26 protein-coding genes are annotated in these 26,245 nt (G+C 72.5%); 10 read left to right on the top strand and 16 right to left on the bottom strand.

Translation table 11 applies throughout. The features are described from left to right. The first annotated feature begins 6 nt into the window (after positions 1 to 6). From mgt to AC6F7H_RS02475, 3 genes are all read left to right on the top strand, one after another. Positions 7 to 1,206, top strand: a complete 1,200-nt coding sequence (gene mgt, locus AC6F7H_RS02485; protein ID WP_500754903.1) for a macrolide-inactivating glycosyltransferase — start codon at positions 7 to 9, stop codon at positions 1,204 to 1,206. A gap of 102 nt (positions 1,207 to 1,308) precedes the next feature. After that, complete coding sequence (locus tag AC6F7H_RS02480; protein WP_500754902.1) at positions 1,309 to 1,857, top strand: DUF1697 domain-containing protein; 549 nt, start codon at positions 1,309 to 1,311, stop codon at positions 1,855 to 1,857. Further along, positions 1,850 to 2,224, top strand: coding sequence for a nuclear transport factor 2 family protein (locus AC6F7H_RS02475; RefSeq protein WP_500754900.1), 375 nt, complete (start codon positions 1,850 to 1,852; stop codon positions 2,222 to 2,224). The genes AC6F7H_RS02480 and AC6F7H_RS02475 overlap by 8 nt, the downstream gene beginning before the upstream one ends. Positions 2,225 to 2,269: 45 nt before the next feature. Here the strand turns inward: AC6F7H_RS02475 and AC6F7H_RS02470 are convergent, their stop codons facing one another. From AC6F7H_RS02470 to AC6F7H_RS02405, 14 genes are all read right to left on the bottom strand, one after another. Next, entirely contained in the window at positions 2,270 to 3,028 is a 759-nt protein-coding gene (locus AC6F7H_RS02470) for a sirohydrochlorin chelatase (RefSeq protein ID WP_500754899.1), read from the bottom strand. A 7-nt stretch (positions 3,029 to 3,035) separates the two neighbouring features. After that, positions 3,036 to 3,926 (bottom strand): ABC transporter permease, encoded by an 891-nt coding sequence (locus AC6F7H_RS02465; RefSeq protein WP_500754898.1) that lies wholly within the window; start codon positions 3,924 to 3,926, stop codon positions 3,036 to 3,038. Further along, positions 3,913 to 4,728: an ABC transporter ATP-binding protein gene (locus AC6F7H_RS02460; RefSeq protein WP_500754897.1), complete on the bottom strand. Its 816-nt coding sequence runs from the start codon at positions 4,726 to 4,728 to the stop codon at positions 3,913 to 3,915. The genes AC6F7H_RS02465 and AC6F7H_RS02460 overlap by 14 nt, the downstream gene beginning before the upstream one ends. A 38-nt stretch (positions 4,729 to 4,766) precedes the next feature. Then, the gene (locus AC6F7H_RS02455) at positions 4,767 to 5,870 is read right to left on the bottom strand and encodes an aliphatic sulfonate ABC transporter substrate-binding protein (RefSeq protein ID WP_500754896.1); all 1,104 of its coding nucleotides are present in this window, start codon (positions 5,868 to 5,870) and stop codon (positions 4,767 to 4,769) included. Between the two features lie 223 nt (positions 5,871 to 6,093). Then, entirely contained in the window at positions 6,094 to 7,428 is a 1,335-nt protein-coding gene (locus AC6F7H_RS02450) for a sulfate adenylyltransferase subunit 1 (RefSeq protein WP_500754895.1), read from the bottom strand. Positions 7,429 to 7,430: 2 nt separating this feature from the next. Beyond that, positions 7,431 to 8,384 carry a sulfate adenylyltransferase subunit CysD gene (gene cysD / locus AC6F7H_RS02445; protein WP_500754894.1) on the bottom strand — a complete coding sequence of 318 codons (954 nt, stop codon included), beginning with the start codon at positions 8,382 to 8,384 and terminating at the stop codon, positions 7,431 to 7,433. Next, a complete protein-coding gene (gene cysC / locus AC6F7H_RS02440) occupies positions 8,381 to 8,917 on the bottom strand; it encodes an adenylyl-sulfate kinase (protein ID WP_500754892.1) in 537 nt (178 codons plus the stop codon). The genes cysD and cysC overlap by 4 nt, the downstream gene beginning before the upstream one ends. 80 nt (positions 8,918 to 8,997) lie before the next feature. Then, positions 8,998 to 9,708, bottom strand: coding sequence for a phosphoadenylyl-sulfate reductase (locus tag AC6F7H_RS02435; RefSeq protein ID WP_500754891.1), 711 nt, complete (start codon positions 9,706 to 9,708; stop codon positions 8,998 to 9,000). After that, complete coding sequence (locus tag AC6F7H_RS02430; RefSeq protein WP_500754890.1) at positions 9,705 to 9,884, bottom strand: hypothetical protein; 180 nt, start codon at positions 9,882 to 9,884, stop codon at positions 9,705 to 9,707. Before AC6F7H_RS02430 ends, AC6F7H_RS02435 begins: the two co-directional genes overlap by 4 nt. Then, positions 9,881 to 11,578 (bottom strand): nitrite/sulfite reductase, encoded by a 1,698-nt coding sequence (locus tag AC6F7H_RS02425; protein ID WP_500754889.1) that lies wholly within the window; start codon positions 11,576 to 11,578, stop codon positions 9,881 to 9,883. Before AC6F7H_RS02425 ends, AC6F7H_RS02430 begins: the two co-directional genes overlap by 4 nt. Before the next feature lie 152 nt (positions 11,579 to 11,730). After that, positions 11,731 to 11,814, bottom strand: coding sequence for a putative leader peptide (locus AC6F7H_RS02420; RefSeq protein WP_310887545.1), 84 nt, complete (start codon positions 11,812 to 11,814; stop codon positions 11,731 to 11,733). A gap of 193 nt (positions 11,815 to 12,007) precedes the next feature. Continuing rightward, positions 12,008 to 12,580 (bottom strand): GNAT family N-acetyltransferase, encoded by a 573-nt coding sequence (locus tag AC6F7H_RS02415; RefSeq protein ID WP_500754887.1) that lies wholly within the window; start codon positions 12,578 to 12,580, stop codon positions 12,008 to 12,010. 90 nt (positions 12,581 to 12,670) lie between these two features. Then, entirely contained in the window at positions 12,671 to 14,002 is a 1,332-nt protein-coding gene (locus AC6F7H_RS02410) for a hypothetical protein (RefSeq protein ID WP_500754886.1), read from the bottom strand. Positions 14,003 to 14,323: 321 nt separating this feature from the next. Next, the gene (locus AC6F7H_RS02405; protein WP_500754884.1) at positions 14,324 to 15,961 is read right to left on the bottom strand and encodes an acyl-CoA dehydrogenase family protein; all 1,638 of its coding nucleotides are present in this window, start codon (positions 15,959 to 15,961) and stop codon (positions 14,324 to 14,326) included. Positions 15,962 to 16,051: 90 nt separating this feature from the next. Between AC6F7H_RS02405 and AC6F7H_RS02400 the strand changes: the two genes are divergently transcribed. From AC6F7H_RS02400 to AC6F7H_RS02375, 6 genes are all read left to right on the top strand, one after another. Next, on the top strand, positions 16,052 to 17,212 hold the full coding sequence (locus AC6F7H_RS02400; RefSeq protein WP_500754883.1) for a YihY/virulence factor BrkB family protein: 1,161 nt from the start codon (positions 16,052 to 16,054) through the stop codon (positions 17,210 to 17,212). Positions 17,213 to 17,348: 136 nt separating this feature from the next. Continuing rightward, positions 17,349 to 18,404, top strand: a complete 1,056-nt coding sequence (locus AC6F7H_RS02395; protein WP_500754882.1) for an iron ABC transporter substrate-binding protein — start codon at positions 17,349 to 17,351, stop codon at positions 18,402 to 18,404. A 5-nt stretch (positions 18,405 to 18,409) separates the two neighbouring features. Next, entirely contained in the window at positions 18,410 to 20,017 is a 1,608-nt protein-coding gene (locus AC6F7H_RS02390; RefSeq protein ID WP_500754881.1) for an ABC transporter permease, read from the top strand. Beyond that, on the top strand, positions 20,014 to 21,105 hold the full coding sequence (locus AC6F7H_RS02385; protein ID WP_500754880.1) for an ABC transporter ATP-binding protein: 1,092 nt from the start codon (positions 20,014 to 20,016) through the stop codon (positions 21,103 to 21,105). Before AC6F7H_RS02390 ends, AC6F7H_RS02385 begins: the two co-directional genes overlap by 4 nt. Positions 21,106 to 21,166: 61 nt before the next feature. Continuing rightward, positions 21,167 to 22,102, top strand: coding sequence for an AraC family transcriptional regulator (locus AC6F7H_RS02380; RefSeq protein WP_500754879.1), 936 nt, complete (start codon positions 21,167 to 21,169; stop codon positions 22,100 to 22,102). A gap of 10 nt (positions 22,103 to 22,112) precedes the next feature. Next, entirely contained in the window at positions 22,113 to 22,805 is a 693-nt protein-coding gene (locus tag AC6F7H_RS02375) for a helix-turn-helix domain-containing protein (RefSeq protein WP_500754878.1), read from the top strand. On the opposite strand, the gene AC6F7H_RS02370 is transcribed toward AC6F7H_RS02375, so the two are convergent. Continuing rightward, positions 22,785 to 23,189 carry a VOC family protein gene (locus AC6F7H_RS02370; protein ID WP_500754876.1) on the bottom strand — a complete coding sequence of 135 codons (405 nt, stop codon included), beginning with the start codon at positions 23,187 to 23,189 and terminating at the stop codon, positions 22,785 to 22,787. The genes AC6F7H_RS02375 and AC6F7H_RS02370 overlap by 21 nt on opposite strands. A 64-nt stretch (positions 23,190 to 23,253) precedes the next feature. Next, on the bottom strand, positions 23,254 to 24,306 hold the full coding sequence (locus AC6F7H_RS02365) for a LacI family DNA-binding transcriptional regulator (protein ID WP_500754875.1): 1,053 nt from the start codon (positions 24,304 to 24,306) through the stop codon (positions 23,254 to 23,256). A 267-nt stretch (positions 24,307 to 24,573) separates the two neighbouring features. On the opposite strand from AC6F7H_RS02365, the gene AC6F7H_RS02360 reads away from it, so the two are divergent. Further along, entirely contained in the window at positions 24,574 to 26,115 is a 1,542-nt protein-coding gene (locus tag AC6F7H_RS02360; RefSeq protein WP_500761628.1) for a carboxylesterase/lipase family protein, read from the top strand. The last annotated feature ends 130 nt before the right edge of the window (positions 26,116 to 26,245 follow it).

The following is a 26,245-nucleotide window of genomic DNA, read 5'->3' as shown; positions in this document are numbered from 1 at the left end:
CGGGGCATGACCAGTCCCGCTCACATCGCCATGTTCTCCATCGCCGCCCACGGCCACGTGAACCCGAGCCTCGAGGTGATCCGCGAACTCGTGGCGCGCGGCCACCGGGTGACGTACGCGATCCCGCCGGTCTTCGCGGACAAGGTCGCCGAGACCGGAGCCGAGGTGAAGCTCTGGAACTCCACGCTGCCCTCACCCGACGACGACCCGGAGGCGTGGGGGAGCACCCTGCTGGACAACGTGGAGCCGTTCCTCGACGACGCGATCCAGGCGCTCCCGCAGCTGATCGCGGCCTACGAGGGGGACACCCCCGACCTGGTGCTGCACGACATCACCTCCTACCCGGCGCGCGTGCTCGGCCACCGCTGGAGCGTGCCCGTGGTCTCCCTCTCGCCGAACCTCGTCGCCTGGGAGGGATACGAGAAGGAAGTCGGCGAGCCGATGTGGGAGGAGCCGCTGAGGACCGAGCGCGGCCAGGCCTACTACGCCCGCTTCCGCGCCTGGCTGGAGGAGAACGGGATCACCGAGCACCCCGACCCGTTCGTGGGCCGCCCCGCCCGCTCCCTCGTCCTGATCCCGAAGGCGCTGCAGCCCAATGCCGACCGGGTCGACGAGAGCGTGCACACCTTCGTCGGAGCCTGCCAGGGGGACCGGAGCGCCGAGGGGCGGTGGCAGCGGCCCTCCGGTGCGGAGCAGGTCGTCCTGGTGTCGCTCGGGTCCTCGTTCACCAAGCAGCCGGACTTCTACCGGGAGTGCCTCAAGGCCTTCGGCGACCTGCCCGGCCTGCACCTGGTGCTCCAGATCGGCAAGCACGTCGACCCCGCCGAACTGGGCGACGTACCGGCGAACGTCGAGGTGCGGTCCTGGGTGCCGCAGCTCGCGGTCCTGAAACAGGCCGACCTGTTCATCACCCACGCGGGTGCCGGCGGCAGCCAGGAAGGGCTGGCCACGGCCACACCGATGATCGCCGTACCCCAGGCGGTGGACCAGTTCGGCAACGCGGACATGCTCCAGGCACTCGGCGTCGCCCGGCACGTCCCGACCGGGGAGGCGACCGCCGAGGCCTTGCGCGCGGCGGCCCTCGACCTCGTCGGCGATCCGGAGGTCGCCCGCCGACTGAAGCAGATCCAGGCGGAGATGGCCCAGGAGGGCGGCACCCCCAGGGCGGCCGACCTCATCGAGGCGGAGCTGCCGAAGCGGCGGTAGCCGTTTCACGCAGTCCGTGCCGCCCCACCCGGCTCCGTCCCGCGCGGACACGGCCGTCGTGCCCAGCCCCACGGGGTGCGACGGCCGCCCTATCGTGTGGGCATGGCGACGACATACGCGGCGCTGCTGCGCGGGATCAACGTGGGCGGCGGCAGAAGAGTCCCGATGGCCGAACTGCGCACCCTGATGGAAGGCCTCGGCCACGAAGCGGTGCGCACCCATCTCCAGAGCGGCCAGGCCGTGTTCACCTCCCCGCACGGCGACGAGGAGTCGCTGGCCGCCTCACTCGCGGAGGCGATCGAGCGGCACTTCGGCTTCGCCGTCGACGTGATCGTGCGCGACCACGCCTACTTACGGAGCGTCGCCGACGCCTGCCCGTTCCCGGCCGCCGAACTGGCCCCCAAGCAGCTCCACGTCACCTACTTCTCCGCCGCCGTCGACGCCGACCGCTTCGCGCAGATCGACGGGGCGGCCCACCTGCCCGAGGAGTTCCGCCTCGGCGACCGCGCCCTCTACCTGTACGCACCGGACGGCCTCGGCCGCTCCGAAATCGCCGAGCAACTGGCCAGGCCCCGGATCACCAGGGGCGTCATCGCCACTACCCGCAACTGGAACACCGTCGTCAAGCTCGTGGAGCTCACCCGTGCATGAGGAGAACAAGGCCGTGGACGCCGCCATCGAGGGCGAACTGAAACTCCTGGACCCCGAGGTGCGCCGCTCGCCCGAGCGGGTCGGGGCGCTGCTGCATCCGGAGTTCGTCGAGTTCGGTGCCTCCGGACGGATCTGGGACCGTGACTCGATCATCGCCCTGCTCGCCGGCGAACACGTCTCGGGGGACCTGGCCGGCACCGTCTCCGACATCAAGGCCACGCAGCTCGCCCCCGACGTCGTCCACCTCACCTTCGAAACGGACCACAACGGCCGCCGCGCGCGCCGCAGTTCGCTGTGGCGTCGCACCGGCCGGGACTGGCTTCTCTACTTCCACCAGGGGACGCTGTTCGACCCGGACGAGGAGTGACCGGCCGGTGCGGGCCCGGGGCCGCACATCCTTGAGCCCGCGCCGTCAGGCCCCCAGCGCCCCCACCGCCGCCAGCGCCGGCGTCCGCGCCGCGTCGTACCGCTCCAGCAGGACCCGCGCCACCTCGGGGGCCGGGCCCAGCACGTCCGCCCGTACGTCCGCCGCCGCCGCGCCCCGCGCGATGCGGTCCGGGAGGAAGCCGGGGGCGAGCACGTACGGGGCGACGGCGACGCGCTCGCAGCCGAGGGCGTGCAGCTCCCGCACCGCGTCCTCGGTGCGGGGGAAGCCCGCGGGAGAACCGGCGGAGGCGAACGCAGGCCGCACGGCGCACCAACCGGTGTGCCGCCACTCCCGCGCGATTGCTGCGATCACCGCGATCGCCTCCGGGTCGGTGGACCCCGCCGAGGCCAGGACGACCCCGGTCGAGGACTTGTCGGCGGGGGTGAGACCCGCCTCGTACAGCCGGCGTTCCAGCCCGGCGAGGAGCAGGGGGGACGGGCCCAGGACGTCCGCCTGACGGACGCGCAGCCGGGCGGGCGCCTCAGCGAGGACCGCCGGGATGTCCGTCTTGGCGTGGAAGGCCCGGGTCAGCAGCAGCGGGAGGGCCACCACGTCGCGCACCCCCTCCGCCGCGAGGGACTCCAGCACCCCCGGCACGGAGGGGATGTTGAAGTCGAGGAAGCCGGTCTCCACCCGCAGCCCCGGCCGTAGCGACCGCACCCGCCGTACCAGGGCGTGCACGGTCGCGGCGTGCCGCGGGTCGCGGCTGCCGTGGGCGATGACGAGAAGTACCGGTCGGCGCACGGTCGGCTCAGTCCTTCGCCAGCAGGCCGCGGCTGCGCAGGACCCACCGCTCCAACGGGCTGAAGATCAGCAGGTCGATGGCGACACCCACGGTCAGGATCAGCAGGATCGCCTCGAACACCATGGCCATGTCGCTGGCGTTGCGGCCGTTCTCCAGCAGCTGCCCGAGGCCGATGCCGAGGTCCGGGAACGACGCGATGATCTCCGCGGCCATCAGCGAGCGCCAGGAGAACGCCCAGCCCTGCTTCAGACCCGCCACATAGCCGGGCAGCGCGGCCGGCAGCACGATGTGCCAGGTGCCCTTCAGACCCGTCGCGCCGAGCGTACGGCCGGCCCGCACGAACAGCGGGGACACCTGGTCGACGCCGGAGACCAGGCCGTTGGCGATGGAGGGGACCGCGCCGAGCAGGATCACCGCGTACATCATCTGGTTGTTCAGGCCCAGCCAGATCACGGCCGGCGGCACCCACGCCACCGACGGCAGGGACTGCAGCCCGGACAGGATCGGGCCGAGCGCCGCGCGCACGAACCTCACCCGCGCCACCAGCAGACCCAGCGGGGTGCCGATCAGCAGCGCGAAGAAGAAGCCGAGCAGTCCGCGCGAGACGCTGGTCCAGATGTAGCCGAGCAGCTCGCCCTCGAGCCACGCCTGCCGCAGGACGTCCCACACGGCGCCCGGTGAGGGCAGCTTGGTGGGATCGTCGACGATCCTGAACGAGACCAGTGCCTGCCACACCGCCAGCACCAGGGCGACGGCGAGGACCGGCGGCAGGATCTTCTCGACGAACGTCCGGCGCCACGGCCTGCGGCTCCGCTGCACCGTCTCCAGTGCGTCGAGCCCCGCCTCCAGACCGGCGAGGTCGCCGCCGTCCTCGGCGGTCGTCTCAGTGCTTGCCATGACGGCGGATCTCCCCACGGAGTTCTTCGGTGATCTCGACGGACAGTTCCGCCACCGCGGTGTCCTCGATACGGCGAGGGTGCTCGATGTCCACCGTCCACTGGCGGGCGATCCGGCCCGGCCGGGACGACAGCAGCACCACCCGCCCGGCGAGCCGGACGGCCTCGCGCACGTTGTGCGTGACGAACAGGACGGACAGCCCTCCCGCGGCGGAGCCGCGGGTGTTCGCGGTGCGCCAGACCCGGGTCAGCTCGTCGTGCAGCACGTCCCGCGTGATGGCGTCCAGCGCCGCGAACGGCTCGTCCATCAGCAGCAGCCTGCTCTCCTGGGCGAGCGCCCGGGCCAGCGCCACCCGCTGACGCATACCGCCGGACAGCTCGTGCACCCGCTTGCCGTGGGCGCCCCCCAGCCGGACCAGTTCCAGCAGCTCCTCGGCCCGGCCGCGACGCTCGGACTTCGGCACGCCCCTCAGCTTCAGGGCGAGTTCGATGTTCTTGCCCGCGGTCAGCCAGGGGAACAGCGCGTGCTCCTGGAACATCAGCGCCGGACGGCCGTCCGTGCTGATCGTGCCGGCGGTGGGCCGGTCGAGGCCCGCGACCAGGTTGAGCAGCGTGGACTTGCCGCAGCCCGAGGCGCCCAGCAGGGTGACGAACTCGCCGGGCGCGACATCGAGGCTGATGTCGTCCAGGACGAGCTGCTGCCCGGCCGGGCCCGGGTACGACTTCGAGACGTGCTCGATCCGGGCGGCGTGGGCGGCTGCCGTCTCGGTGCCGTCGGCGGCCTTGGCGAGGGTCGTGGCCATGGTCGTCACCTCCTGGGACGTTTCTTCGGGATCAGGGGTCAGCCGACGCCGAGACCGGCGTCGTCGAAGGCGGGTGCGCCCTCGGCCGCGAGGACCTTGTCGAGGAGCGTGAGGTCGTAGACGCCCTTCAGGTCGGGCTTCTCCAACAGGCCCGCCGCGACGGCGTGTTCCGCCTGGGCGTCGAGGGTGGCGGCCAGCGGGTCGTCGGTGAACCGGATCGACTCCCACGCCGGGTCCAGTACGTCGGCGGGCAGGGCCTTGCCGGAGTCGGCCGCCAGCTGCTCGTTGGCGGCGGCCCTGGCCTCGTCCGGGTGGGCGTTGATCCACCGGTTGGTCTCGACCGACGCCCTGAGCACCGCCTCGACGGCCTTCGGGTGCTTCTCCAGGAACTCCTGGCGCACGACGATGTTCGTGATGACGAACTCCTCGTCGGGCCACAGCGAGGCCTCGTCCAGCAGCACCTTCCCGCCCTCGGCGACCAGTTTCGACGCGGTGGGCTCCGGCACCCACGCCCCGTCGACCGACCCGGCCGCGAAGGCGTCCGGGGTCACCTTGTTGTCGCTGCGGACGACCGTCACATCGCCTTTGCCGCTCTGCGGATCGACCGTCCAGCCCTGTTCGGACGCCCAGTTGAGGAACGCCACGTCCTGCGTGTTGCCGAGCTGCGGGGTCGCGATCCGCTTGCCCTCGACGTCCTCGAGGGACTTCACCCGGTCCGGGTTCACCACCAGCTTCACCCCGCCGGACGCCGAACCGCCGATGATCCGCAGGTTCTTGCCGCGTGACTTGACGTAGCCGTTGATCGCCGGGGAGGGGCCGATCCAACCGATGTCGATCGAGCCGGAGTTGAGCGCCTCGATCTCGGACGGCCCCGCGTTGAAGACCGCGTACCGGGCCTCGGTGGCACCGAGCTCCTTCTGGAAGAAGCCCTTCTGGTTGCCCACCAACGCGGTCCCGTGGGTGAGGTTGCCGAAGTAGCCGATCCTGACCGAGTCGAGGCCGTCGGTCTTCCGCGCCCCGGCGACGATGCCGGCCGCGCCCTTGTCCTTGGCCTGGGAGCCGTAGCCGCACCCGGCGAGGGCGAGCAGTACCAGCGCGGCCGTCACGGCGAACGCGCGGCGCGGGGCGGATGTGGCAGGCACGGGAGGTGTTCCTCTCGAAGGCCCGGCGGTCACGGACTCTTAGGCCGCGGCCGGGTGGTCGGCGGGTTCTCGCCTATGGCGACGGATGCTGAGGGCGCGGGGGCGGTGCGCGTACGTCATCGCGCACATCGGGCCACGCCGCCCTGCCCACTTCCCAGGGCCCCGCTACCGATGCGCCCGCCCTCCTTGGCGAACGTGACGTGGAAACCGGTGGAGTTCACGTTCAGAAATCCCACCCGTCGTCCTCGTCGGCGCCCTTGACGGGCTCGGGGGCGGCGAAGGACTCGCCGGCCATGCCCGCGGTGAGCGTGGTGCCGTCGTTCGGATCGATGAGGATGAACGAACCGGTGCGCCGCGAGTTCGCGTACGAGTCGGCCGGCAGCGGCTCGGCGGTACGGATCTTCACCCGGCCGATGTCGTTGGCGGCGAGCTGCCCGGGGTGCGGGTGCAGGGACAGGTCGTCCAGCGTCAGCCGGGCCGGGATGTCCTTCACGATCGCCTTGACCGTGCGGGTCCCGTGCTTGAGCAGCACCCGGTGGCCGACGGTCAGCGGCTGGTCGGCGACATGGCACACGGTGGCCTCGACGTCCTGCGTGGTGGCCGGCGCGTCCTTGCTCGGGACCAGCAGGTCACCGCGGGAGATGTCGATGTCGTCCGCCAGCAGCAGCGTCACCGACTGCGGTGTCCAGGCCGCCTCGACGGGCTTGCCCAGCAGGTCGATCCCGGTGATCGTCGTCGTCCGGCCGGACGGCAGCACGGTCACCTCGTCGCCGGTGCGGAACGTCCCCGCGGCGATCTGACCGGCGTACCCCCGGTAGTCCGGGTGTTCGGCGCTCTGCGGCCGGATCACGTACTGCACGGGCAGCCGGGCGTGGCAGTGCGCCAGGTCGTGGCTGACCGGCACCGTCTCCAGGTGCTCCAGCACCGTCGGGCCGCCGTACCAGTCCATGTGCGCCGACGGCTCCACGACGTTGTCGCCGACGAGCGCCGAGATCGGGATCGCGGTGACCTCCGGCACGCCCAGCTCGGTCGCGTACGCCGTGAACTCCTCGGCGATCCGCGCGAACACCGCCTCCTCGTAGCCGGTCAGGTCCATCTTGTTGACGGCGAGGACGACATGGGGCACGCGCAGCAGGGCGGCGATGGCGGCGTGCCGCCGGGTCTGCTCGACGACACCGTTGCGGGCGTCGACGAGGATGACGGTCAGCTCCGCGGTGGAGGCACCGGTGACCATGTTGCGGGTGTACTGCACATGGCCCGGGGTGTCGGCGAGGATGAACCGGCGCCGCGGCGTGGCGAAATAACGGTACGCCACGTCGATGGTGATGCCCTGTTCCCGCTCGGCCCGCAGCCCGTCGGTGAGCAGGGCGAGGTCGGGGGCCTCCTGGCCGCGGCTCACCGACGCCCGCTCCACGGCCTCGAGCTGGTCGGTGAGGACCGACTTGGAGTCGTGCAGCAGCCGGCCCACCAGGGTGGACTTGCCGTCGTCCACGGAACCGGCGGTGGCGAACCGCAGCAGGGTCGTCTCCGCGAGCGCCTCGCTCGTGATCGTGCTCATGTTTAGAAGTACCCCTCGCGCTTGCGGTCTTCCATCGCTGCCTCGGAGAGCTTGTCGTCGGCGCGGGTGGCCCCGCGCTCGGTCAGCCGGGAGGCGGCGATCTCGGTGATCACCTTCTCGATGGTGTCGGCCCCGGAGTCGACCGCGCCGGTGCAGGACATGTCGCCCACCGTCCGGTAGCGCACGAGCCGCTTCTCGACGCGCTCGCCGTCCTTCGGGCCGCCCCAGTCGCCGGCGGTCAGCCACATGCCGCCCCGCCGGAACACCTCGCGCTGGTGGGCGTAGTAGATCTGCGGGAGTTCGATCCCCTCGCGGGCGATGTACTGCCACACGTCCAGCTCGGTCCAGTTGGACAGCGGGAACACCCGGACGTGCTCCCCGGGGGCGTGCCGGCCGTTGTAGAGGTTCCACAGTTCGGGCCGCTGGCGGCGGGGGTCCCACTGGGAGAACTCGTCGCGCAGGGAGAACACCCGTTCCTTGGCGCGGGCCTTCTCCTCGTCCCGGCGGCCACCGCCGAACACGGCGTCGAACCTCTCGGCGGCGATCTTCTCGGTGAGCGGCAGCGTCTGGAGCGGGTTGCGGGTTCCGTCGGGGCGTTCGCGCAGCACTCCGCGGTCGATGTAGTCCTGCACGGAGGCGACGTGCAGCCGCAGCCCGTGCCGCGCGACCGTGCGGTCGCGGTAGTCGAGGACCTCGGGGAAGTTGTGCCCGGTGTCGACGTGCAGCAGCGAGAAGGGAACGGGCGCCGGAGCGAAGGCCTTCAGCGCCAGGTGCAGCATCAGGATGGAGTCCTTGCCGCCGGAGAAGAGGATCACCGGGTTCTCGAACTCGCCCGCGACCTCGCGGAAGATGTGCACCGCCTCCGACTCGAGGGCGTCGAGGTGGGAGAGGGTGTACGGCTCGGCCGCACCGCCGGTGCCCTCGCCGCCCGTCTCGACCGTGGCCACGGTTGTCATGCCAGTCCCCTTTCGCTCAGCAGGGCGTGCACCGCCGCGGCGGATTCCTGGACGGTCTGGTGCTGCGACTCGATGCGCAGATCGGGTGAGACGGGAGCCTCGTACGGGTCGTCCACCCCGGTCAGCCCGGTGAGCTCACCCGCGGCCTGTTTGGCGTACAGACCCTTCACGTCGCGTGCGGAGCACACCTCGACCGGAGTCGCCACATGCACCTCGAGGTACGACGTGCCGTTCGTCTCGTGCCGCCCCCGGACCGCGTCCCGGCTGTCGGCGTACGGCGCGATCACCGGGACCAGCGCGGTGACGCCGTTACGGGCGAGCAGTTCGGCGACGAAGCCGATGCGCTGCACGTTGGTGTGCCGGTCCTCGCGGCTGAAGCCGAGGCCCGCGGAGAGGAACTCGCGGATCTCGTCGCCGTCGAGCAGTTCGACACGTCGGCCCTCCTCGCGCAGCCGGACGGCCAGCTCGTGGGCGATGGTGGTCTTGCCTGCGCTCGGCAGACCAGTGAGCCAGACGGTGGCTCCGGTCGTCACGTCGGTCTCCTGGTTCGTGGCGGTCGTGAGGGGTGTCGGGGGCGCTGGAGGCGCCGAGGATGCGGAGGGCGCGGTCATGGTCAGCCGTGCAGTCCGCACTCGGTCTTGGCGCGGCCCGCCCAGCGTCCGGCGCGGGCGTCCTCGCCCTCCAGCACGCGGCGGGTGCAGGGGGCGCAGCCCACCGAGGCGTAACCGTCCGTCAGCAGCGGGTTGGTGAGCACGCCGTGCTCGGCGACGTAGGCGTCCACGTCGTCCTGGGTCCAGCGGGCGATGGGGGAGATCTTGACCTTCTGCCGCTTCTCGTCCCAGCCGACGACCGGGGTGTCCGCCCGGGACGGGGACTCGTCGCGGCGCAGCCCGGTCGCCCAGGACAGGTAGTCCCGCAGGCCCTCCTCCAGCGGCCGCACCTTGCGCAGCGCGCAGCACAGGTCGGGGTCGCGGTCGTGCAGCTTCGGCCCGTACTCGGCGTCCTGCTCCGCGACCGTCTGCCGCGGGGTGAGCGTGATGACGTTGACGTCCATCACGGCCGCCACCGCGTCCCGGGTGCCGATGGTCTCCTCGAAGTGGTAGCCGGTGTCGAGGAACACCACGTCGACGCCGGGCAGGGCGCGGGAGGCGAGATGGGCGACCACCGCGTCCTCCATCGAGGAGGTCACACAGAACCGCGGGCCGAAGGTCTCGGCGGCCCACGTCAGGATCTCCAGTGCGGAGGCGTCCTCCAGGTCGCGGCCCGCCTGCTCGGCCAGCGCCCTCAAGTCGTCGGTGGAGCGCTCTTCCTGAACAGCCGTCATGTCCGGTCCCCTCCCGTGTCGGTTCGCTCGATTCCGCGGGCGAGCAGTCCGAGGAACTTCAGCCGAAAGCCCCGATTGCACGCCCCGCACTCCCAGGCCCCCGGTCCCTCCTCGCCGGGACGCAGGTCCTCGTCACCGCAGTAGGGGCAGTAGAAGGGCGCGGCCCGCTCACTCACGACAGGGCCTCCGCATCGGCACGGGCCGCCCAGGTGGCGAACCGTTCGCCTTCCTCGCGCTCCGCCTGGAAGCGCTTCAGCACCCGCTCGATGTAGTCCGGCAGCTCGTCCGAGGTGACCTTCAGACCGCGCACCTTGCGGCCGAACGCGGGGTCCAGGCCGAGGGCGCCGCCCAGGTGCACCTGGTAGCCGCTGACCTGCCGGCCCTCGGCGTCGGTGACCAGCTGCCCCTTGAGACCGATGTCCGCGGTCTGGATACGGGCGCAGGCGTTCGGGCAGCCGTTGACGTTGATGGTGAGCGGCTCGCCGAAGTCGGGCAGTCGGCGCTCCAGTTCGTCGATGAGCTCGCTGCCGCGTTCCTTGGTCTCCACGATGGCGAGCTTGCAGAACTCGATGCCCGTGCAGGCCATCGTGCCGCGCCGGAAGGGCGACGGCTTGACCCGCAGGTCCAGCGACTCCAGGGCGTCCACGAGCGAGTCCACCCGGTCCTGCGGCACATCCAGGACGATCATCTTCTGCTCGGCCGTGGTGGAGACCCGTCCCGAGCCGTGCTCCTCGGCCAGCGCGGCGACCTTGGTGAGCAGCGAGCCGTCCATCCGGCCCACCCGCGGCGCGAAGCCGACGTAGAACCGGCCGTCCTTCTGGCGGTGCACCCCGATGTGGTCGCGCCACTGCTGCGCGGGCGTCTCGGGCGCCGGACCGTCGATCAGCCTGCGGCCCAGGTAGTCGTCCTCCAGCACCTGGCGGAACTTCTCCACGCCCCAGTCGGCGACCAGGAACTTCAGCCGTGCCCGGTTGCGCAGCCGCCGGTAGCCGTGGTCGCGGAAGATGGAAATGACGCCTTCCCACACGTCGGGCACGTCCGCCTCGGGCACCCAGGTTCCCAGCCGCACCCCGAACTTGGGGTTGGTCGACAGACCGCCGCCGACCCACAGGTCGAAGCCGGGACCGTGCTCGGGATGGACGACGCCGACGAAGGACACGTCGTTGATCTCGTGGGCGACGTCCAGCAGCGGGGAGCCGGAGACGGCCGTCTTGAACTTGCGCGGCAGGTTGGAGAAGCGCGGGTCGCCGATGTAGCGGCGGGCGATCTCGTCCAGCGCCGCCGAGCCGTCGATGATCTCGTCCTCGGCGACACCGGCGACGGGGGAGCCGAGCATGCCGCGCGGGGTGTCGCCGCAGGCCTCCGTGGTGGACAGGCCGACCGCCTCGAGCCGCTCCCAGATCGCGGGCACGTCCTCGATGCGGATCCAGTGGTACTGGATGTTCTGCCGGTCGGTGATGTCGGCGGTGCCGCGGGCGTAGGTCTCGGCGATCTCACCGATCACGCGCAGCTGCTCCGTGGTGAGTCGTCCGCCGGTGATGCGGACCCGCATCATGAAGTACTCGTCCTCGAGCTCCTCGGGCTCCAGCACGCCGGTACGGCCGCCGTCGATCCCGGGGCGGCGCTGCGTGTACAGGCCCCACCAGCGCAGGCGGCCGCGCAGGTCGTTGGGGTCGATCGAGCCGAAGCCCCGCTTGGAGTAGATCGTCTCAACACGTGTCCGAACGTTGAGACCGTCGTCGTCCTTCTTGAACTGCTCGTTGCCGTTGAGCGGAGTGAAGTGCCCCGCGGCCCACTGACCCTCTCCGCGGTGACGGCTCACCTTGCGGCGGGGGGTCGCGGCGGCAGGATCCTGCGGGCTGGCGGCCATGGCTGATACGTCCTTCGGGACAGGCGGGAGACGAATCTGACCTGCGCATGACGAAACAGGCGCAAGTGCGCGTCATCACGCGGGAGTTCAGTCGATGAGATGCGGGGTGGAACGGAGCGGAGAAGGGCTGTCGGGTACTGCTGAACGTGCTCTCAGCGCGCCGGACAGATGGCGCTGGACATACGGCCGAGGTCGACGTGCCGCCGACTCACCAAGGCGATTCCCGTTCCAGGCATGACGGAAGCGTGGCACGGAGATCTGGACGCAGTCCAGCTTCATCCATGATTCGGACGCGCCTGTCTCGGAATGGGAGATGCAGGTGTCCTTGGTCCAGGAGGCCCGGGCGCTCTCGTCCACGCGGTCCGAGAGAGGTGGGCGGCGCCGCCCGGGTGGGGCGGGCGGCGCCGTCGAGGGGGATGAACGCGCTGATCAGGCGGGGTGGGATCCCGGCCAGGGGCCCGGTGTGGCGACCTCGGGCTCTTCCTCGACCCTGGTGTCGAACAGCCTGAAGCCCCGGCGCCGGTAGTTGTCCATGGCGTACTCGCCGTCCTTGCTGCACGTGTGCAGCCAGACCCGCCTGGTCGGCTTCAGTCCGGGCCGGCGCTCCGCCAGGTCCCAGGCCCGCGCGACACCGTACGACAGCAGGTGCCCGCCGATGCGCCGGCCCCGGAAGGCGGAGATCAGCCCGAAGTAGACGATCTCCACGACCCCGTCGTCCTGCGCCTCCAGCTCCACGTACCCCGCGGGCGTCCCCCGGTCGTAGGCCACCCAGGTCTCCACACCGGGCCGGTCCAGGTGCTCCAGCCACTGCGCGTACGTCCACCCCAGCCGGTCGGTCCAGCGGATGTCACCGCCGACCGAGGCGTACAGGAAACGGCTGAACTCGGGGGAGGGCACCTCGGAACGGGCGATCCGCACATCCCCCTCGGGCACGGCGGCCGGCAGGAGATCGGTGGGCGCGGTCTGCTCCAGGGACCAAATGGTCACGGCGATGGTCGTCATGCCGGAAAGGGAACCATCCGGCACGGACATCTGTCGAACGCCTGATGGACGAGGTGGAGGGGCCCAAAGGGTGGTCGGGTCGGACAGGCCCTAGTCCAGGGAGTGGTCGACGGAGTCCAGGGGCAGTGCGAAGAGCATGCGGCCGGACTGGGACCACACCTCGCCGGTCTGCTGCCAGTAGGAGAGGGACGCCGCCGGCCCGCTCCAGCAGCGATGCGTCCCGTCCGCCCCGCACCGGGTGGGCCGCGCCCCCTTCCCGTCCTGCCGCCACAGCGTCCCGCGCTCCTCCGGCGTCCCGGTCATCCGGCCCAGATACCAGCCCGACCCGTACGACAGCACGCTGTGCACATCCGTCAGCTCCGTCTCGTACGCCGCGACCACGTCCGCCTGCCCCGCCGAGTCCGTGGCCAGCAGCCCCGTGCGGGAACGGTCGTCGTCGAACGCGTACCGCCACAGCCGGGTCGGCCCGTCGTGCTCCTTCGGCACCGCCTCGTGCGCGACCAGGCTGTCCGGCGCCGTGCTGCGGTCCAGCGAGATACCGCCCGGTTGCGGGGCGTTCACGTCGGCCGTCCGGTACGAGGCGACGGCCGGCAGTACGTACCGCGCCCCGGCCGCCGACCAGCCGCCGGGCACCCGCCCGACCGTCGCGCCGTCCACGGTGGCCCGCTGGACGCGGTCCACGTCGTACACGTACAGCGCGCTGCCGTCCCCCCGGCCGGCGGTGACCAGCAGCTTGTCCTGGTACCAGACCATGCCGGACACGGGGGAGACCAACCCCCGGTAGTCGCGGCCGTCGTCCACCGGGACGGCGAGCTGCGCCCAGGTGTAGCGGAGGTCGTCGGGGTCGCCGGCGTCGATGAACGCGACGCGCGCGAGACCCTGACCCGGGCCGGTGCCCGCGGTCGCGGGGCCCTCCGCCGGGGTGCCGTCCGCCGCGGTGTCGCCCTGGCTCCAGCCGGAGAGCACCACACGGCTCGGACCCCAGTGGCCGTCGTCGTCGGCGTCCCCGGACGTGGTGACGGCGCCGGAACGCCAGCCCTCGACGTCGGCGCCGTCCCAGCAGTACGCGCGCGTGGCGGCCGGCTCGACGGGCAGCGCCCACCTGTCGTCCTCCGGACAGGCCGCCGCGTCCCGCAGGGAACCGTCGGTGTCGTCGAGCACGGCCCGGACGCCGACGGGCCGGCCCATCTCCGCGGAGAGCCGGTCGAGCCACTCCGGGGGCACACTGCCCTCGGTCAGCCGCAGCGGCGCGGTCTCGGCGGACGCGGTCAGCGGCTTCAGCGCCCCGGGGTCGTCGGCATCGGTGGCCTGTGAGGTGCTGATCATGGTGGCCGTCGCGGTGAGCGCGAGCGCGGTCCCGGCCAGTGCCGCCCGCAGCGCCCTGCCCCGTCTGCGACGGCGATGTCTGCCGCGATGCTTCATAACGTCCTCCCGAGGCAAGCCAACTGCGTCCGGTGGTCCGACCGTTGACCGTGGAGCAGGTGGGGTGGCCCGTAGAGGGATGCTACGGCAGGGGGACCCGCCGAGGGACGAAGACCCCGCAAATATGCGGAACACGTGACCCCGACGGCCCGGACACGCCCCGGAGCCGCCTCCCCCGGGACGGGGTGACGGACCGGTGACACCACTGCGGGCCCAGGGGGCCCAGGGCCCCTGGGCTCACGGCTCGTGGCTCCCGGCTCAGGACTCCGGGTGCCGGCGGCCGCCCAGCGCCGGAGCCGTCGGCGCAGCACCGCCTCCGCGTCACGCCGGCTCCGGCCGGGCCCGTGCCACGACCGCCGCGAGGTCGAGGGTGTGCGGCAGCGTCCCGAACGACGCGCCCCCGTCACCGCCCAGCCGGGCCGCGCAGAACGCGTCGGCGACCTGCGGCGGCGCGTACCGCACCAGCAGCGAGCCCTGGAGTACCAGCGCGAGCCGCTCCACCAGCCGTCGCGCCCGCCCCTCGACACCCTCCAGATCGGCCAGCTCGGTCAGCAGGCCCCTGATCGCGCCGTCCAGCCGGTGATCGGCCCCGCGCGCCTGACCGACCTCCCGCAGATACGCGTCCAGCGCCCCCGGCTCCCGGCGCAGCGCCCGCAGCACGTCCAGCGCCTGGACGTTGCCCGCGCCCTCCCACACCGAGTTCAGCGGCGACTCGCGCACCAGCCGGGGCATCCCCGACTCCTCCACGTACCCGTTGCCGCCCAGGCACTCCGCCGCCTCCACGACGAGGGGCGCACACCGCTTGGTCACCCAGTACTTGGCCGCCGGCACCGCGATCCGCAGCAGCGCCCGCTCCTGCTCGCCCCCGTCGTCACAGGCGGCGGCCAGCCGTAGTGCCAGCGTGGTGGCCGCCTCCGACTCCAGGGCGAGATCGGCCAGCACGTTGCGCATCAGCGGCTTGTCGACCAGCTTCCCGCCGAACGCCTCCCGGTACGCGCAGTGGTGCACGGCCTGCGCGACGGCCTGCCGCATCAGCCCCGCCGAGCCCAGTACGCAGTCCAGCCGGGTCGCCGCCACCATCCCGATGACGGTGTGCACCCCGCGCCCCTCGTCCCCGACCCGCCGCGCCCAGGTCCCCGCGAACTCGACCTCGGCGGACGCGTTGGACCGGTTGCCCAGCTTGTCCTTGAGCCGCTGGAGGAGGAACACGTTGCGCGAGCCGTCCGCGAGCACGCGCGGCACCAGGAAACAGGTGAGTCCACCGGGCGCCTGCGCCAGTACCAGGAACGCGTCCGACATGGGTGCCGAGCAGAACCACTTGTGCCCGGTCAGCTCGTACGCGCCGTCCTCGGCCAGCGGCCGCGCGGACGTCGTGTTCGCGCGTACGTCGCTGCCGCCCTGCTTCTCCGTCATGGCCATCCCGAAGAGCACACCGGCCTTCTCGTGGGCCGGCCGCAGGCCCCGGTCGTACACCGGTGACGTCAGCCGCGGCTCCCACTCGGCGGCCAGCGCCGGGTCCGCGCGCAGGGCGGGCACGGCCGCGTGCGTCATCGACAGCGGGCAGCAGGTGCCGGCCTCGACCTGCGTCCACACCACGAACGCCGCCGCCCGCCGCACGTGCCCGCCCGGTTGCCCCCACGCGCCCGTCAGCCCCGCCGAGACCCCCTTGCCGAGCAGCCGGTGCCACGCCGGATGGAAGTCGACCTCGTCGATCCGGTGCCCGTACCGGTCGTGGCTGCGCAGCCGCGGCGGGTTCTCGTCGGCGAGCACCCCCCACTCCTGCACCTGCGCGGAGCCGGAGGTCCGGCCGAGTCCCGACAGTTCGGACCGGCCCTCGTCCAGCACCGCCGGGTCCAGATGCCGCTCGACCGCCTCCGTCAGCGCCCGGTCGGCGGCGAACACGTCGTACTGCGTCAGCGGCGGTGCCTGGTTGGTCACGGTGTGGGTGCTGCCTGCCATGACGACGAACCTACCCGCCGCCCCCGCCACCCGTCTCACCTCGTGACCCTTCGGGTGAGGACGGCCGGGCACGGCGGATACCTTTGGGTCGTGCAGCCAGCAAGCGAATCCCCCGACGCGCCCTCCGGTCGACTTCACAGGGCCCGCGCCCTGTATCGCAACGTCTCCAAACGCAAGACCGTCTGGCTGCTGCTCAAGGACACCGTCAACTCCTGCATGGAGTACCGCATCCTGGGCCTGGCCGCCGAGGCGGCCTTCTTCACCCTGCTGTCGGTGCCCCCGCTGCTGCTCAGCATCATCGGCCTGCTCGGCTACGTCGACTCCTGGACCGGCGCCGACACCATCCAGAGCCTGCAGACCAACCTCCTCGAGGCGTCGCGCGCCGTGCTGTCCGACCGGGGAGTGAAGCAGATCGCCGAGCCGATCCTGCACGACGTCACGAAAGGCGGCAGACCCGACGTCATCTCCATCGGCTTCCTGTTCGCCGTGTGGTCGGGCTCCCGCGCGGTGAACGTCTTCATCGACACCATCACCGTGATGTACGGCCTCGACGGGGTGCGCGGCATCGTCAAGACCCGCCTGGTGGCCTTCCTGCTGTTCATCGCGGCCCTGCTGATCGGCTCGGTCGCACTGCCCCTGATGGTGGCGGGCCCGGACGCCGTCGTCCGCGTCGTCCCCTGGTCGGCGACGCTCGTGCAGATCCTGTACTGGCCGGTGGTGATCCTGTTGTCGGTCGCCTTCCTGACCACGCTCTACCACGTCTCCGTACCCGTGCGGTCCCCGTGGATCGAGGACGTGCCCGGCGCCCTGGTCGCCCTCGCCATGTGGGTGATCGGCAGCATCCTGCTGCGGATCTACCTGACCAACACCGTCGAGGGCCCCACCATCTACGGCTCCCTCGCGGCCCCCGTCGCCGTCCTGCTGTGGATCGGGGTGTCCGCCTTCGCCGTGCTCGTGGGGGCCGCGGTCAACGCCGCCATCGACCGGGTCTGGCCGGCCGCCGCGACGGCCGCCGCCCGCGAGACCAACGAGCGGCTGCGGCAGGAGCAGGTCGCCGAGTACGTCGCCCGCACCTCCGCCGCGGCCGGCGACGAGGCCGACCCGGACATGCCCGCCGAGTTCCCCGAACGCTGGTCCCGCTTCCTGCCCCCCGAGGACGTCACGGCCCGCCTGCGCACCCACGTGAAGAACAGCCACCACCACCCGAGGAACGGAGAGGAGCAGACGGGACCGCCGGACGACGAGAAGTGAGGCCGGACGTCCGGCGGCGACGAATCCCACCAGGACGCACCAGATCCCGGTTTGGTCACGGAGAACGGGACGGAGTTGCTTCTTAGGTAAGGCAAACCTTAAATGAGCCTGACCCGTACCTTGGAAAGGCTTTGTCATGAGACGTCCCTCCCTCCGCACGATCGGGGCCCTCGCCGCCTCAGCCCTGCTCGTCCCCCTGGCGGCCGCCTGCGGTTCGGACGGCAAGGGAACAGGCTCCGGCACCGAAGCCGGGGGAAAGAACGGGGGAGGGACGCTCGTCGTCTACTCCGGCCGCAGTGAGGACCTCGTCGCGCCACTCATCGAGAAGCTGGAGAAGACCACCGGCTCCAAGGTCGAGGTGCGCTACGGGGACAGTGCCGAACTCGCCGCCCAGCTTCTCGAGGAGGGCGACAGGACCGACGCGGACCTCTTCTTCTCGCAGGACGCCGGCGCACTCGGCGCCCTGGGCAAGGAAGGCCGTCTCGCGGCGCTGCCGCAGAAGTCCCTCGAGAAGGTCGACAAGGCGTTCCGCGCGGAGAACGGCGACTGGATCGGTGTGTCGGGGCGGGTCCGCGTCATCGCCTACCACGGCGACAAGGTCGCCGAGGCACCGGACAGCGTGCACGAACTGACCGAGCCGAAATGGAAGGGGAAGGTCGGCTACGCGCCCACCAACGCCTCGTTCCAGGCGTTCGTGACCGGCATGCGGGTCCTCGAGGGCGACGACGCCACGCGCGAGTGGCTGAAGGACTTCCAGGCCAACGACCCCCAGGTGTACGAGAAGAACGGCGCCGTCCTCGACGCCGTCGACGACGGCAAGGCCGAACTCGGTCTGATCAATCACTACTACTGGTACGAGAAGGCCGCCGAGGTAGGCGCGGACAAGCTCAAGGCCAAGCTGCACTTCCCGACGAAGGGCGACCCGGGCGCGCTCGTCAACGTCGCGGGCGTCGGGATCATCAAGGGCAGCGACCGGAGCGCCGCCGCGCAGAAGGCCGTCGACTTCTTCCTGGGGAAGGAGGCGCAGACCTACTTCGCCGACGAGACCCACGAATACCCGCTGGCCGCCGGAGTCACCGGCGAGGACGACCTTCCGCCGCTCGACTCCATCGACGCGCCGGAGATCGACCTGGGCCGGCTGGAGTCCCTCCAGGTCACGCTGGAGATGCTCCAGGAAGCCGGGATGGTCTGATCGGTATGAGAAGTTCGGGTACCCGAGGCCACCAGGCCCCGCCGGCACCCGCCCGTTCCGCCCCGGGCCCGGACGACGCCCCCGCACCGTCCAGGCCCGGGCGCGCCGGGCGCAGACCGCCGCTCCTCCTGCTGGCCCTGGCTTCGGCAGCCGCGGCCCTGGCCCTGCTCCCACTGGTCTACCTGGCCGTACGGGCCGTGGAGCGAGGCCCCGAGTACGCGTGGAACGTCGTCGCGACCGACCGCACGCTGGAGCTGCTCGCCCGGAGCGTCGGCCTGGCCGCCGTGGTGGTGACCGCCTGCCTCGTCCTGGGCGTCTCCCTCGCCTGGCTGACCGTCCGCACCGCGCTGCCCGGCCGGCGCGCGTGGTCGGTGCTCGCCACGCTGCCGCTCGCCGTGCCCAGCTATGTCGCGGCCTTCGCCTGGATCTCGGCGCGCCCCGACCTCGCCGGGTTCAGCGGTGCCGCCTTCGCGCTCACCCTGGTCAGCTACCCGTACGTGTACCTGCCGGTGGCCGCCGCGCTGCGCGGTGTCGACACCGCCCAGGAGGAAGCGTCGCGCGCCCTGGGGCACGGGCCCTGGAGCACGTTCCGTCGGGTCACCCTGCCGCAGCTCCGCCCGGCCGCGGCCGGTGGCGGGCTGCTCGTGGCGCTGTACGTCCTCTCCGACTTCGGGGCCGTGTCGATCATGCGGTACGAGACCTTCACCCGGGCCATCCACACGTCGTACAAGGCGAGTTTCGACCGTACGCCCGCAGCCGCCCTCAGTGTGGTGCTCGTCCTGATGACGGTGCTGCTGGTCGCCGCCGAGGCGCGCACCCGCGGCCGTGCGGGCCATGCCCGGACCGGCGGCGGCACGGCCAGGCCCGCGCCCCCGATCCCGCTCGGCCGGCTGAAGTGGCCCGCACTCGGCTGGTGCTCGGCCGCCGCCGCGGCCGGGGTCGCCTTCCCGGCCGGGACCCTCGGGTACTGGCTGGCGGTCGGCAACTCCCGCACCTGGGATCCGCGGGGACTGCTGGAGACCGGGGGGATCACACTGCTCGTGGCGGCCCTCGGCGCCGCGCTCACCACGTGTCTGGCCCTCCCCGTCGGCGTGCTCGCCGCCCGCCACCGGGGCCGCGCCGCGCATCTGCTGGAGCAGGCCGCGTACGCGGGCCATGCCGTGCCCGGGATCACCGTGGGCCTCGCGATGGTCTTCCTCGCGGTGCGGTTCGCCTATCCGCTGTACCAGGAGCTGCCCCTGCTCGTCGCCGCCTACGCGGTGCTGTTCCTGCCGGTCGCCGTGGGCGCCACCCGGGCAGCGGTCCTCCAGTCACCACCCGTGCTGGAGGACGTCGCCCGTTCTCTCGGGCGGGGACCTCTGGGCGTCCTGCGCGAGGTCACGGTCCCGCTCGCCGCTCCCGGTATCGCCGCGGGCGCCGCCCTGACCTTCGTGGTCTGCATGAAGGAACTCCCGGCGACCCTGCTGCTTCGACCCACCGGTATGGACACCCTCGCGACCCGCCTGTGGACCGAGACCGGAACCGGCTCGTACGCCGCCGCCGCCCCGTACGCGGCCGTCCTCATCCTGATCGCCGCCGTTCCCTCGTACCTCCTCGGAAGGCACCGCGCATGACCGACCTGCGGATCACCGGGCTCACCAAGTCCTACGGACCCGGCGCCCCCGTCCTGAACGGGATCGACCTCTCCGTCCCCGCAGGGCGGCTGGCCGCCGTCCTCGGGCCCTCGGGCTGCGGCAAGACGACCATGCTGCGCATCGTGGCCGGCTTTCTGCGGGCGGACGCGGGGACGGTCGAGATCGGCGGGCGGACCGTCACCGGACCCGGCACCCACCTGCCCCCGGAACGACGGCGCATCGGCATCGTGCCGCAGGAGGGCGCCCTGTTCCCGCACCTGAGCGTGGCGCGCAACGTCGCCTTCGGGCTGGCGGGCTCCTCCCCGGCCGAACGCCGTCGGCGCACCGGGGACATGCTCGACCTCGTAGGCCTGCCCGGCTACGGCGACCGGATGCCCCACGAACTCTCCGGCGGCCAGCAGCAACGCGTCTCGCTGGCGCGGGCGCTCGCCCCGGAACCCGCGATCGTCCTGCTCGACGAACCGTTCAACGCGCTCGACAGCGGACTGCGGGCAGGCGTACGGGCCGATGTGCGCGCGGCGCTCAGGTCCACCGGGGCGACGGGCGTCCTCATCACCCACGACCAGCAGGAGGCACTCTCCACGGCGGACCTCGTGGCGGTCGTCAGAGCGGGCAGGGTGGCTCAGTGCGGAACTCCCCAGGACGTCTACCGCAGGCCGGAGGACCCCTGGGTGGCTGCTTTCGTCGGTGGCGTCGTCCTGCTTCCGGGCACCGGCAGGGGCACGACAGCGGACACCGCCCTGGGCCGCATCCCGTTGGAGACCCCGGTGGACGACGGTGCCGGAACGGTCGTGCTGCGCCCCGAACAGCTCACCCTCGGCGCACCGTCCGACCAGGCTCCCCACGGCACGGTGGCGGACGTCTCCTTCCACGGCCCGGACACGCTGGTGACGGTGGCGGTGACCGGACTGGACTCACCGGTGCACGTCCGTGTCCCCGGGCCGGTCGCCCACCGCCCCGGCGATCCGGTGAGCCCGGCCGTCACCGGCACGGCGACCCTCCACCTCCCCCGACGGGACGGCGACGAGTGCGTGGTGGGCGGGCACGGTCCCATGGCCACCGCCTGACCGGTGCGGGACGACGAGCGGGCGCGCGGGGGCACGCCCGCCCCGCGCCTACGCTGGCCCCATGGACGCTCTCACCGGCCTGCTGGAAGGCCCCCGCGCCCGTGGGGCGTTCATGATCAGGGCGTGCTTCGACCCGCCCTGGTCGGTCCGGATCGAGGACCGCGCCCCGCTGACCGTGATGCTGCTCGTCCGCGGTGACGCCTGGATCGTGCCGGACCGCGGCGACCGGCTGCGGCTGCGCCCCGGCGACCTCGCCATCGCGCGCGGCCCCGACCCGTACACCTGCGCCGACGACCCCGGCACCGCGCCGCAGGCGCTGATCCGGCCGGGCGGCGAGTGCCACCACCCCGACGGACGCCCCCTGAACGGTGTCATGGACCTCGGCGTCCGCACCTGGGGCGACCGGCCCGACGGCGAGACGGTCATGCTGATCGGCACCTACCGGATGCGGGGCGAGCTCGGCGGCCGGCTCCTCGACGCGCTGCCGCCGCTGCTCTCCCTCACCGCCGACGACTGGCACTGCCCGCTCACCCCGCTCCTCACGGCGGAGATCGTGCGGGACGAACCCGGCCAGGAGGTCGTCCTCGACCGGCTGCTCGACCTGCTGGTCATCGCCGCCCTGCGGGCCTGGTTCGCCCGTCCCGAGGCGGCGCCGCCCGCCTGGTACGAGCCGCTGGGCGACCCCGTCGTCGGCCCGGTGCTGCGCCTCCTCCAGGACGACCCCGCCCGCCCCTGGACGGTCGCCGCGCTCGCCGCGAAGGCCGGCGTCTCGCGTGCCGCGCTGGCCCGCCGCTTCACCGAACGCGTCGGCGAACCCCCGATGACGTACCTCACCGGCTGGCGCCTCGCCCTCGCCGCGGACCGCCTCCGCGACACCGACGACACGATCGGCGCGATCGCCCGCCACGTCGGCTACGGCAGCGCCTTCGCGCTGTCGACCGCCTTCAAACGGGAGTACGGGGTCAGCCCGCAGGAATGGCGGATGAGGGCCGCGTAGCGTGGGTGAGGTGTACAGCGAGCGTGCGTCACGGCTGCCGGGCGCGGTCGTGTGGACCAACACCCCGACCGGCACCGGAGCGGGCCGGGTACTGCCCGACGGCTGCATGGACCTGCTCTGGCACGACGGACGCCTGCTGGTCGCGGGCCCCGACACCCGCGCCCACCTCACCGAGGGCGACGCGACCCGCCCCTGGGCGGGCATCCGCTTCCACCCCGGCACCGCCCCCGCCCTGCTGGGCGTCCCCGCGCACGAACTGCGCGACCGGCGCCCCGACCTGGCGGACCTGTGGCCGGCGGCGCAGGTACGCCGCCTGACCGCCCGGGTGAACGCTGCGGCCGACCCGGCGCGCGGCCTGGAGGACCTGGCCCTGCGACGGGCCGCCGAGGCCGCTCCGCCCGACCCGGTGCTGCTGCGGGTCGTGGCCGCCCTGGACGCGGGCCGCCCGGTCGCCGAGACGGCTGACGAACTCGGCCTGAGCGTCCGCCAGTTGCACCGCCGCTCACTTGCGGCGTTCGGCTACGGCCCCAAGACCCTGGCCCGCATCCTCCGCCTCCACCGAGCTCTCGCCCTGGTCCGCACGGGCACCCCGTTCGCGGAAACCGCCACCCGCACCGGCTACGCCGACCAAGCTCACCTCTCCCGCGACGTACGGGACTTGACGGGCCTGCCCCTGAGCGATCTACTGACCGCCCGCCGCTAGCGGAGCGAACAGGTCGACCCCGTTGCCGTCCGGGTCGAGCACCACGGCGTACCGCTGCCCCCACACGGCGTCCCACGGCTTCAGCTCGCTGCCGCACCCGCTTGCGACCAACTCCTCGTACAGCGCGTCCACTTCCTCCGGGCTGTCGCAGCGCAGCGCCAGCGAGGCCCGCCCTCCGCCCGAAGGCGGCTCCCACCCGGTGTGGAACGACCGGACCACCTCCTCGGTGTCCAGCAGCAACCGCAGCCCGCCCGGCAACTCGGCCTCGGCGTGCCCCTGTTCCTCGGCCCCCTCGGGGAACGCGAACCCGAGCCGCCGATAGAAGGCGACGGAGGCGCCCATGTCGGAGACGACCAACCCGATGGCATCAAAACGTGCACTCATACGGCCACCGTAGGCCGGCCCGGTCGGCCCGGTCTTGAAGAAAACGGACACGCTCGCGCGGGGGTCAAGCGCGCGGCGGTGCCGTGCTCGCACGTTCCACCAGGCGGGTGGACAGTTCGGTGCGGGTGTTCTCCGGGCGGTGGCCGTCCATGACGCGCAGCAGGAGGCGCAGGGCCGTCGCCGCCATCTCGGACAGGGGTTGGCGGACGGTGGTCAGCGGCGGGGCGAGCCAGCGGGCCTCGGGCAGGTCGTCGAAGCCGACCACGCTCATGTCCTCCGGCACCCGCAGACCCCGTGCGGCCAGGACCTCGTAGACCCTAAGCGCCATCCGGTCCGAGCAGACGAAGACGGCCGTGGGCGGCTCGGGCAGATCGAGGAGTTCACGCATGCGGCGGTGGGCCATGGCCTCGTCAAAACCGGCGTGGCGCGCGTACTCGGCGCGGTGCCGGACGCCCGCCGAGGCCAGGGCCGAGTGGTAGCCGGCGATCCGGGCGCCGCTCGACACGGTGTGCCGGTGGCCCGCGACCACGGCGATGCGTTCGTGCCCCAGGGACAGCAGGTGCTCGGTGGCCGTCACCCCGCCCTGCCAGTTCGCCGCGCCCACCGACACGACGCCCGGCGGGGGTTCGAGCGCCGGGTCGATCATCACGAAGGGGACGCGGTGCTGCTCCAGCCAGGCGTACTGGGACATGTCCAGCTCGGCCAGGTTGAACAGGGCCCCCGACGACCCGCGGGTCACCAGCTTGTCCAGCCAGCCCCGCTCCGCGCGGCCGCAGCGGCCTCGGGTCAGGGCCGCCGAGACCACGATCTCCAGACCCGCGTCGTGCGCCGCCTCCTCCGCGCCGTGCAGGACCGCGCCCGAGCCGGAACCCTCCAGCGAGTGCACCACGAGGTCCACCAGGCGCGGCGCCCTCGCCCCGTCGAACCGGGGTCTTCTCACATAGCCGAGCCGGTCCAGGGCCTCCGTGACCCGGCGGCGGGTCTCGGGAGCCACGTCCTCGCGGCCGTTGACCACCTTGGACGCGGTCGGCACCGACACCCCCGCCTCGCGGGCCACGACCGCCAGCGTCGGCCCGGCCGCCGCGCTCGCGCTTCCCGTACTCCCCGTACGGACCATCGGGACCCCACCTCTCCGGCCCGCCCGAGGGCCCTGGAATTTTCGACCAGCGCTGCTCTCCGACGGCCCGGGACGCGACCGGATAGAAAGCGCTTCCTACTGTAGGTGTGCGGCAACGCGGCGGGAAGAGTGGGGAGGCAGCCACCGGAATGGCGCAGGAATACCGGTGAGCATCCCGGTGCTCTTGTGGTACTGGAGGCGCTGCGAAGGGCTGGTGGGCAGATGACGGCAGACGACCGGGCGAACCCCGTCACCCCCGTGACCCGCATGAGCCCCGTGCCCCCCGTGGTCAGGACGCCGTACGGCGCCGTACGCGGCAGGTGGGAGGACGGGATCGCCGTGTTCCGGGGTATCCCGTACGCGGCGCCGCCGTTCGGCCCCCGCAGATTCCGGCCCCCCGCCCCGCCGGGCTCCTGGGACGGCGTACGCGACGCCGACGCCTTCGGTCCCACGGCCCCGAAGCCCCCGTACTCCGAAGCCTTCGCGCGCTATCTGGCCGATCCGTCCGTCGCCGGCGACGACTGTCTCAACCTGAACGTCTGGACCCCCGACCCGTCCCCGACAGCCCGTCTGCCGGTGCTGGTGTGGCTGCACGGAGGGGCCCTGACCAGGGGTTCCTCGGCTGTACCGGTGTACGACGGGCGGACCTTCGCCCGTGACGGCGTGGTGTTCGTGTCGGTCAACTACCGGCTCGGCGTCGAGGGCTACGGCCTTTTCCCGGACGCCCCCGCCAACCCGGGCCTGCGCGACCAGCTCGCCGCCCTGCGCTGGGTCCACGAGTCGGTCGCGGCCTTCGGCGGCGACCCCGACCGCATCACCCTGGGCGGCCAGTCCGCCGGGGCGATCAGCACGGGCGCGCTGATCGCCGCCCCGCAGACCCAGGGCCTGGTCCGGCGGGCCGTCCTGCAGAGCGGACCGCCCGAGGCGTCCGACCGGGGCAAGGTGCGGCGGGTGGTGCGCCGCATGGCGAACCGGCTGAAGGTCCCCGCGACCGCCGAGGCCTTCGCCGCAGTCGACCGCGAGCTGCTGCTGCGCACCCAGGCCGAGGTGGGGCGCCTCAGCAGCCCGGTGCTCGGCGGGCCCGCCTTCGGCATAGTCGTCGACGACGACCTCGTCCCGCGCGACCCCCTGGAGGCACTCACCGACGGCGGCGCGGCCCCCGGCGTCGACCTGCTCACCGGATGGACCACTGACGAGTACCGGCTCTGGCTGGTACCGGGCGGGCTCCTGGAACGCGTCGACCGGTTCGGCGCGGTCGCCCTGGCCGGGGCGATGGCCCGCTGCCACTGCGGCAGCGAGGTCCCGCGCGGCTACCGCGCCCTGCGCCCGGACGCCGGCACCGCCGAGATCGTCGGGCAGTTGGTCACCGACCACCTCCTGCGCATCCCGCTCCACCGACTCGCCGACGGCCGCGAAGCCCCCTCGTACGTCTACGAGTTCGCCTGGCCCTCCAACCGCCCCGGCATGGGCGCCTGCCACGCCCTGGAACTCGGCTTCGTCTTCGACAGCGGCGACGAGCCCGACGCGCGCAGACTCGCGGGCGAGGGCGCACCCCGGGCCCTGTCCGACGCGATGCACGGCGCCTGGGTGCGCTTCGTCTCCGAGGGGGAGCCGGGGTGGGAGCGCTGGGACGCCGGGCACCCGGTGCGGATGTTCGGCGCCGGCGCACCGCACACGGCATACGGGCCGCGCGACCGCGAACTCGCCCTGTGGACCACGACCACCGAGGACCCGCCACCCGCCACCGCGCCGGAACTCCGCTCGGTCATCAGCCGCCTGCGCCGCAGTGGTGTGCTCCGGCGGCACTGAGGGGCGGGATTCCGGCGAACGGGGCGCGGGAGCACTTGCCTGCCGACCACGGCGCTCCGGCTTCGGCCCCGTTCCCGCGCGAGGTCGGCTCTTCCCCGGTGGCATCACCTGGGAATGCGAGGCTTGACCT

Source organism: Streptomyces sp. MMS24-W38 (assembly GCF_059889265.1).
This window is presented reverse-complemented; position numbering and strand designations above follow the sequence as displayed.